Annotated in this window: 5 protein-coding genes; all 5 read right to left on the bottom strand. The window is 70.2% G+C overall.

Translation table 11 applies throughout. From position 1 onward, the window contains the following. Positions 1-100 precede the first annotated feature (100 nt). Complete coding sequence (locus GVV75_RS08870) at positions 101-1,171, bottom strand: XcbB/CpsF family capsular polysaccharide biosynthesis protein (protein WP_159524464.1); 1,071 nt, start codon at positions 1,169-1,171, stop codon at positions 101-103. 11 nt (positions 1,172-1,182) lie between these two features. Then, on the bottom strand, positions 1,183-2,277 hold the full coding sequence (locus tag GVV75_RS08865; protein ID WP_159524465.1) for an XcbB/CpsF family capsular polysaccharide biosynthesis protein: 1,095 nt from the start codon (positions 2,275-2,277) through the stop codon (positions 1,183-1,185). Between the two features lie 45 nt (positions 2,278-2,322). Next, positions 2,323-6,021 (bottom strand): bifunctional glycosyltransferase/CDP-glycerol:glycerophosphate glycerophosphotransferase, encoded by a 3,699-nt coding sequence (locus tag GVV75_RS08860; protein WP_159814371.1) that lies wholly within the window; start codon positions 6,019-6,021, stop codon positions 2,323-2,325. A 43-nt stretch (positions 6,022-6,064) separates the two neighbouring features. After that, positions 6,065-6,457: a glycerol-3-phosphate cytidylyltransferase gene (tagD, locus tag GVV75_RS08855; RefSeq protein ID WP_159524467.1), complete on the bottom strand. Its 393-nt coding sequence runs from the start codon at positions 6,455-6,457 to the stop codon at positions 6,065-6,067. A gap of 163 nt (positions 6,458-6,620) precedes the next feature. Further along, positions 6,621-7,982, bottom strand: a complete 1,362-nt coding sequence (gene wecC / locus GVV75_RS08850) for a UDP-N-acetyl-D-mannosamine dehydrogenase (RefSeq protein WP_159524468.1) — start codon at positions 7,980-7,982, stop codon at positions 6,621-6,623. Positions 7,983-8,045 lie beyond the last annotated feature (63 nt).

The following is an 8,045-nucleotide window of genomic DNA, read 5'->3' as shown; positions in this document are numbered from 1 at the left end:
CGCCGGCTCGCGGTTGGCCGGGCGGCGCGCTGGCGGCGGCGGTGCTCCCTCAGGCCGGCCGGGCCGCCGTGGCGCAGGTGCCACAGCGCGCGCCGCATGCTCACAGCTCGATGGCGCCCTCAGGCAGGGACCATCCCAGGATGAGGGCGTTGACGGCCATGATGGTCGGGCCGAGGACGGCTCCGGGCCCCCATGGGTGGTCGATGATCCTGTAGTCCGAGGAGTCGAAGAGGAGAGTGGGGCGCCCCAGGCTCTGGGCGTACTGGGCGACCATGTCGTGCTGCGGCGACTGCGGGGAGGTGAGGAACACGCCCCTGGCGCCGGTGGGCCGCTCGGAGGCCAGGAGCTCGGCGAAGACCGCGTCCTTGGTGGAGGTGAAGACCTCCGGGCCCGTGAAGTGGGCGTCGTCGCGGGAGTTCTCGTAGTACTGGTCCCCGAGCACGGGGTCGGCGGCCACGAAGGGCAGGCCCAGGGCGACCCCGTGGCGCACCGCGCCGGTGGCGCCCTTGGAGGAGCCCAGGAGGCAGACCTGCGCCGGCGGGATCTCGAAGGAGCGGATCACCCGGGCGATGAGCGCGCTGATGGCGGTGGCGTTGCCCGGGGCGTCGAGGGTGTCGCCGTAGAAGGAGCCGACGACGCCCCCCAGGTCGCCGATGCGCAGGATGGCGGTGTCCCCGGGGATCAGCCCGCGCAGGTGCTGGTAGTGGTGGGGGAAGTACCTCCACAAGGAGGCCTCGTTGTCGTTCGTGTGGATCGCTGAGAAGACCACGACGAGACGCCGCAGGGCGTTGCCGCCCTCGGGCAGGATCATCTGGTAGAGGACGCCGTCCTTCGTCATGGAGATCTCACCGGAGGTGATGGGCTCCCAGAAGCCACGGATCCGGCCGCGGGCGATGTACTTGGCCACGCCGTCGCCGCCCTCCCAGATGAAATAGCCCTTGCCGGCCAGGAACTTGTGGAGGGCGTGGAGGCGGGCGTCGGCGCGCCCCACCCCGATGGGGCCCCCGGGGCCGGTGATCGCGGCGTCGGCGACCCGGATGAAGTCGGGGTCCCGGTCGGCCAGGGCGGCCTGGAAGCTGGCCGGGTCGGAGGCGAAGTCGTCGAGAGGGACGTCCCACACGCCCTTGTGGGGGCGACGGGGCAGGAGCTCGACACCGTCTAGGTAATCCATCTCGGTACCTCTCAACTCTCGCGGGCGCTGGTCGATGGCGCCGCGCTCGTGCTGCCCACCGGGATCCCCAGCAGGATGGCGTTGAGCGCGGCGATGGCGGGCCCGAGGACCGCGCGCGCCACGCCGGGGTGGGCGTCGACCCTGGGGTCATCGGACTCGTAAACGGCGCAGGGGCGGCGCAGGTCCCGGGCGAAGGCGAGGGCGTCTGAGCAGATCTCGGAGCCCCGGGCGGTCAGGACCGCGCAGGGCGGCGGGGAGGCCGATCCGGGCTCGTCGATGAGCTCGGCGAGGACCTCCTCGACGCGCCTGGGGAAGATGGGGGCGCCGGTGAAGTGCTGGTCGTCGCGCTCCTCCCGGTAGAAGGTGTCGTCGACGATCGGGTCGACGGCGATGAAGGGCAGGTGGAGGCGCAGCCCGTGGATGGCGGCGCCGGTGGCCCCCTTGGAGGGGCCGATGAGGCAGACACGCTGGGGCTCCAGGCCGAGCCTGTTGATGGCGGCCACGATGAGCTCGGAGATGTCATCGCAGTTCGACGGCGCGTCCGCGGTGTCCATGAAGAAGGAGCCGGAGACGCCGCCCAGGTCACCCAGTCTCAGCACGGCGGTGCCGGGGGGCGTGAGGGACCCAACGTGCCGGAACTGGGGGAAGATGTAGCGGTCCAGCCCGGGGTAGTTCCAGTCCGAGTGCATGCCGGAGAAGACGACGACGAGGTAGCGGGCGGGCAGTCCCCACTCGGGCTCCTGGTAGGAGTAGGCGACGCCGGAGCGGGTCAGCGAGCACTCACCAGTGCGCACCTCGTCCCAGAAGGAGCCGACGCAGTCGCGGCGCACGAGGACGCCCTCGCCGTCGCCGGCGCCGGCCACGAGGTAGCCCTCGGCGGTGATCTCCTTGAGCGCCGCCCTGAATCCCGGGTCCTGGCGAGCCAGGGCGATGAGGGTGGTGTCGGCGCCCAGGCGCTCGTCGGTGACCCTGAGGCGGTCCGGCGGCGCCATGGTCGTGGGCCTGAGGATCGCCCGCGGCGAGGCCACGAGCGAGGGCAGGCCCACGGTCACGGTCCTACTGCCCGCCTCCTGGCGGACGGTCCCCACGTCGTCGAAGACTCCCACTGTTCCTCCTCGTGCTGGGCTGGGATGTCGCGGCTTGTCGGTCGGTCAGGTCATGAGGGCGCCAAGCGCCCGCTCGGAGGCGTGACCGTCGTCCCAGGGGACGAAGAACTCGGCGCGCTGGCGGTAGCGGTCCCCGTAGCGCTCGTCGTAGGCCCCGATGCCCTGGATCTCGGCGAGGAGGGCGTCCTGCTCGTGCAGGAGGGGCCCCACGGCGCAGTCCCCCACGGTCATGTACATCCCGCGCGAGGCGGTGTAGTCCTCCAGGTCGGGAACGTAGTTGAACACCGGTTTGCCGGTGCACAGGTAGTCGAACATGACCGAGGAGTAGTCCGTGACCAGCGCGTCGGAGACGATGAGCAGGTCGTTGATGTCGTGGTGCTCGGTCAGGTCGAGGATCCGGGACCGGCTGGCGTCCTTGGCCGAGGCCCGGCGGTTGTAGTTGTGCCCTCGCAGGATGATGGTCCACTCCTCGCCGAGGTCGGCGGCCAGGCGGTCCAGGTCAAGGAGCTCGCGCATGGCCGAGACCTGGCCGCCGGCGCCGGTCTCGCGGAAGGTCGGGGCGTACAGCAGCACGCGGGCGTCGGGGCGCAGGCCGAAGCGGGAGCGCAGGTGGTCGCGCTCGGCGTCGTCGGCCCGCACGAGGCGGTCGTTCCGGGGGTAGCCGATCTCCAGGATCGGGCCGTCGTAGAAGAACTCGCGGGCGGCGATGGAGGAGAAGAAGGGGTTGGGCGAGACGAGGCCGTCCCACTCCGCGCTCTCCTCGCGGCCCCGCAGGGCGCCCACGGCGTAGGCCCAGGGCGTCTCCTCAATGTGGGAGCGCCCGATGTGCTTGAGCGGCGTGCCGTGCCAGGTCTGCAGGTAGCGCTGGAAGGGGCGGTTCCCGTAGCCCTCGATGCCGCCGACGTTGTTGACGACGTAGCGGGCCCGGGCGAGCACCTCGAACCACTTCGTGGAGCCCTTGAGCAGCGGGGTTGCGCCGTCGGGCACGATGACCGAGCCGTCGTTGACGGCCCAGTAGAGGTCCAGGTCGGTTCCCCGCCTCTTGAGCTCCTCGAAGAGGGCCAGGGGCGAGTCGGCGGCGTGCCCCTCCATGAAGGACGCGAACACGGCGGCGTCCATGGGCTCGATGCCCGTGGCGGTCTTCCACTTGCCCAGGAGCCGGAATCGGTTGTGGCGCCCGCGCTCGGTGTGGAGCAGGCCCTCGTCGACCCGCATGGTCATGTCCAGGGAGTCGGCGGAGATGTGGAAGCGCGAGTGCAGGGCGCCGTCCCAGATGTTCATCTGGAGGGTGGTCTGGAGCAGCGAGGAATTGGCGCGGATGCGGTACTTGGAGTCCCGCCCGTCCACGCGCAGCCAGAAGTGGTACTCCCCCGTCCTCCAGGCGATCTCGCGGTCGGCGTACCAGCCCTTCTTCCAGGGGCGGATGGTCACCGCGAAGCGCCCGGGCGTGGGGATCTCGAAGCCGCAGTGCTCGAAGGCGCCCTGATCGCTCCACATGGACACCGTGGAGGCGGGGTCGACCTCCGCGGGGCAGCGCCCGGTCAGGCGCCAGGCGTGGTCCTCATAGGTGATCTCATCGACGATGAGGGAGGAGGCGCCATCGACGAGGCACAGGGAGCCGTCGGAGTCGCCGCGAACCGACCAGGCCCGGTCGGGGCGCTCGCGCACGAGGCCCTGGGCGGGCACGACCCGCTCCCAGTCCCCGCGGGCGCTCTTGACCTCCAGGTGCCAGCCATTGCGAGCCCCCTTGGGGACGTCACGGCCCGGGACCCTCGACATGGACATCGAGGCCTCGACGGCGCCATCGGCGGCCCTGAGCACCGCGGGCAGGGTGGTGGAGTCGTGGTCACGGATGTAGCGGGCCTCGCGGATCGGTGAGCCGTCGACGCAGCGGATGACGGTGGCGAGGCTGGCGTCGCGCTCGACGACGCGGGTGGCCATGAAGGAGAAGCGGCGCTGGTCCAAGGTCAGGGGCCTGGTCCAGGAGGACCAGTCAATGGAGACCCTCCAGCCGTCGTCGGAGATAGCGGTGTCCCCCAGGCGAATCGCCCCGCCGCGCCACACGGGGCGCAGTTCCTCAAAGTCGGAGGCGTGGCTGCGCGAGGCCACCGAGTACCACAGGCTCCAGGACCGCGACGCGCCGGGCTCCTCGGGGAGCGCCGGCAGGCGGGCGGCCAGGGGCTCGGAGATGATGAAGCCGCAGTCCTCGCGGTCCCCGGTGCCGGCGGGCCAGGAGCCGTTGGCCCACTCGTTGCGCACGCGGCGGTGCTCGATAGGCACGGTCAGCCCGTCGGTGGAGCGCAACTCGAAGGAGATAACCTGCTCGCTGCCCGTGGGCAGGATGTCGAGGAAGGCGTAGCCCTCGACGGTGAGCAGCCCGTCGTGGATCTGCGCCTCGGTGACCGTGCAGCGGGGCCTGGCGTAGCGGCTCATCGAGTCGTAGCCGCCCTCGATGAGGGGGGCGAGCATCTCGGTGTTGACGCTGAGATCGGCGCGGATGCCCCGCTCGTCCTCGATGATGGGGATGTCGAAGAAATGGCGGTTGATCCACGCCTCGGCGCGATCGGCCATGGCGATCTCGCCGCGGGCCTGCCATGCCACGAGAGCCCGACGGCCCAGGGGGATGCGGGCCATTAGCTCGGGGGTCACATACGGCCAGTAGCGGGTGAGGGTTGAGATGTAGGCCTGGTCGAACTCGGGATCGTTCCCGAGGTAGGGGGCGTAGACGGGCAGATCCCCCTCGAGCAGTTTGAACAGAAGGGTGTCGCGCAGGACCTCGGAGTTGTCCTGATCGGCGACGAGGTCCCAGGTGCGGTCCACCATCTCCATCTTGTCGACGAGGTTCTTGAGTTCCCCGCGCTTCTGGGTGATGGAGGAGCGGTCCTCGCGCTCGCGGTAGAGGTAGACCGAGTCGAAGACGACGTCGATCGCCGAGGCCGCGGCATAGGCGCGGGCCACGGGGAACATGTCCTCGTAGAGCTTGCCGACGGGGAAGTCGATGCCATTAGCCGCCAGCAGCGACCGCCGGTAGACCTTGTTCCAGGAGGTCGTGTCGAACATGAGCTCGGGGTGGTCCTGGATCTGGACGCCGGTGGCCACCCTCGACCCGGGCGCGAGTTCGGGGTAGAGGGACTGGTCGTGGGAGTACCCCTGGTTCCAGCCCTGCCATTTCCTCTCGCCCTGGAATCGGAGCACGTTGCCCGTGGCGATATCCGATCCGCTGTGCTCCAGGGCGCCCATGAGGCGCTCATAGGCGCGCGGGTCCAGGAGATCATCGGAATCGACGAAGCCGATGAAGTCCCCGGTGGCGATGGCCATTCCCGCGTTGCGCGCGTCGGAGAGCCCGCCATTGGGCTTGTGGAGCACGCGGATGCGGGGGTCGCGGGTGGCCCAGGCATCGCACATCTGGCCGCAGCGGTCTGGCGAGCCGTCGTCGACGAGGATAATCTCCATGTCCTCGTAGGTCTGCTTGACCACGGACTCGACGGCGGCGTCCAGGTACTCCTCGACCTTGTACACCGGGATGACGACGGAGAGCTTGGGGCCGGTGGTCATGGAGTGCTGGACCGGCTCGGTGGAGGCGGCGGCCGCGAGCACGGGCGGCAGGTGGGATGGCCGCTGGCCCTGCTCGGCGGCCTGATGGCGCCGGTGGTAGAGCGACCGCCGCACGGGCTTGGGCACCACAGCGCGCCAAATCGACTTCAACGCGGTTGTCGTGGAGGGGTCGGGGCTGTCCTCGGCCATCGGGCCTCCTTCGTGCTCGTTCTCGCGGGATGTCAGGGAGGGGTCAGGACTGGGCGATATCGCCCTTGATCTGAGTCGTCGAGATCTCAGGCGTCCGGGGCAGGTACACGATCTCGCAGAGACCGCCGAGCTGCTCATCGAACCGACCCGTCCAGTCATCACCCATGACGAAGGTGTCGATCTCGTACTTGACGAGGTCATCGACCTTCTGCTCCCAGTTGTTCTCGGGGACCACCAGGTCGACATAGCGGATGGCTTCGAGCATCGCCCGGCGCTCCCCGTAGGAGAAGTAGGCCTTCTTGCCCTTCCCGGCGTTGAATTCATCAGACGACAGGGCGACCACGAGATAGTCGCCGAGGGCCCTCGCGCGCCGGAGCAGCTCGATATGCCCGTAGTGCAGGAGATCGAATGTCCCATATGTGATGACGCGACGCATCGAAGAACTCCTCAGGGAGAGGCCAGAGCACCTTCAGAACCGAAGATCACGATTCGACACCGAGTATGGCCGATCAAGCCCATCCTGTCACCCGCCCGATGGCCGCAGTTCCATGGACAACCTCACAGAAACAGCATTTGACCTGGTAATTTTCAGCGAACGTTCAGGGTCTCCGCTGGCGCCAGAGGCCCCGGGTGTCGATAACCGCCCTGCCGGCGAGCGCCGCATGATCGAGGTCGCGCATCTCCCGGTGGTCCACGAGGAGGACCACGGTGCTCGCCTGGGCCACCGCGTCCTCGATGGGCGCCAGACTCACTTTGGGCCAGCCGGACAGGGATTCCGGAAGGGCGTCGATATGCGGCTCGGCGACGATGATCCGCGCGCGCGGGAGCGCCCGCGCCAGCGCCTCGACGATCGCCAGGGCGGGGGATCCGCGCAGATCGTCGACGTCGGCCTTGAAGGCGAGCCCCAGCGCCGCGATGGTGGGGGCAGCCTGCCCCCTCACGGCGCCCAGCACCTGCTCGACGACGCGCCCGGGCGCGGCGTCATTGACCTCGCGGGCGGCGCGGATGAGCCGCGCCCGCTCGGGGGCGGCCTCGACGATGAACCAGGGGTCCACCGCGATGCAGTGCCCGCCCACGCCGGGCCCGGGATCGAGGATCGACACCCTCGGGTGCCGGTTGGCCAACTCGATGAGCTCCCAGGGGTCCACGCCCTGGTCGGCGCAGATCGCGGCGAGCTCGTTGGCGAACGCGATGTTGACGTCCCGGTAGGCGTTCTCCGCCAGCTTAGCCAGCTCCGCCGTGCGCGCGTCGGTGAGCAGGAGCTCGCCGGTGGAGAAGGCGGCGTAGAGGCTCATGGCCCGCCGCGCCCCTCGGGCGGTGAGCCCGCCAATGATCCTGTCGTTCTCGACGATCTCGGCCATCGCCCGCCCCGGCAGCACCCGCTCGGGGCAGTGGACGACGTCGACGGCCGCGCCGGCGCGCCGCGCGCGAGCGGCGGGGGGCGTGGCACGGGTGGTTGCGCCACCGGCGTCGTCCTGCTCGGTGAGCGGGACCGCCAGGTCGGGGCGCGCCGCCTGGATGGCGCGGGCCAAGCGCGCCGTAGTGCCCGGCGGCGACGTCGACTCCAGGATGACGAGCTCGCCCCCGGCCAGCACCGGCGCGATGGCCGCCCCCGCGGCGTCGACGCTGCCCAGGTCCGCCCGATGGCCGGCGGCCAGGGGCGTGGGGACGGCGACGACGTAGGCGTCGGCCCGGGGCATGGTCCGCTGCGTGGTGAGCCTGCCCCTCATGATCTGCTCGGCGACGGCCTGCTTGAGGCCCTCCTCGACGAAGGGGGGCTCGCCCCTGCCCACGGCCTCGACTCTCGACGCGGAAGTGTCCACGCCGATGACCCTCAGGCCGGCACTGCTCAGGGCCGCGGCGGTGGGCAGGCCGATGTATCCCAGGCCAACCACCGCGACGGTGCTGATCGGGGCCCCGTCCGATGGGTCGGCCGGGGCGAGGGTCCGCGTCGTCGTCACTGTCTCACTCCATCTGAGGGCCCAAGGGGCCGGTGATGCCGCCTATTTCCGTTGATGCCGCCG

The organism is Actinomyces sp. zg328 (assembly GCF_009829635.1).
GTDB classification, from domain to species: Bacteria; Actinomycetota; Actinomycetes; order Actinomycetales; family Actinomycetaceae; genus Actinomyces; species Actinomyces marmotae.
This window is presented reverse-complemented; position numbering and strand designations above follow the sequence as displayed.

Excerpts from the sequence above, each read along its gene's own strand:
- tagD (WP_159524467.1), bottom strand. The coding sequence starts at position 6,457 with ATGCGTCGCGTCATCACATATGGGACATTCGATCTCCTGCACTACGGG.
- GVV75_RS08860 (WP_159814371.1), bottom strand. The coding sequence starts at position 6,021 with ATGGCCGAGGACAGCCCCGACCCCTCCACGACAACCGCGTTGAAGTCG.
- GVV75_RS08870 (WP_159524464.1), bottom strand. The coding sequence starts at position 1,171 with ATGGATTACCTAGACGGTGTCGAGCTCCTGCCCCGTCGCCCCCACAAG.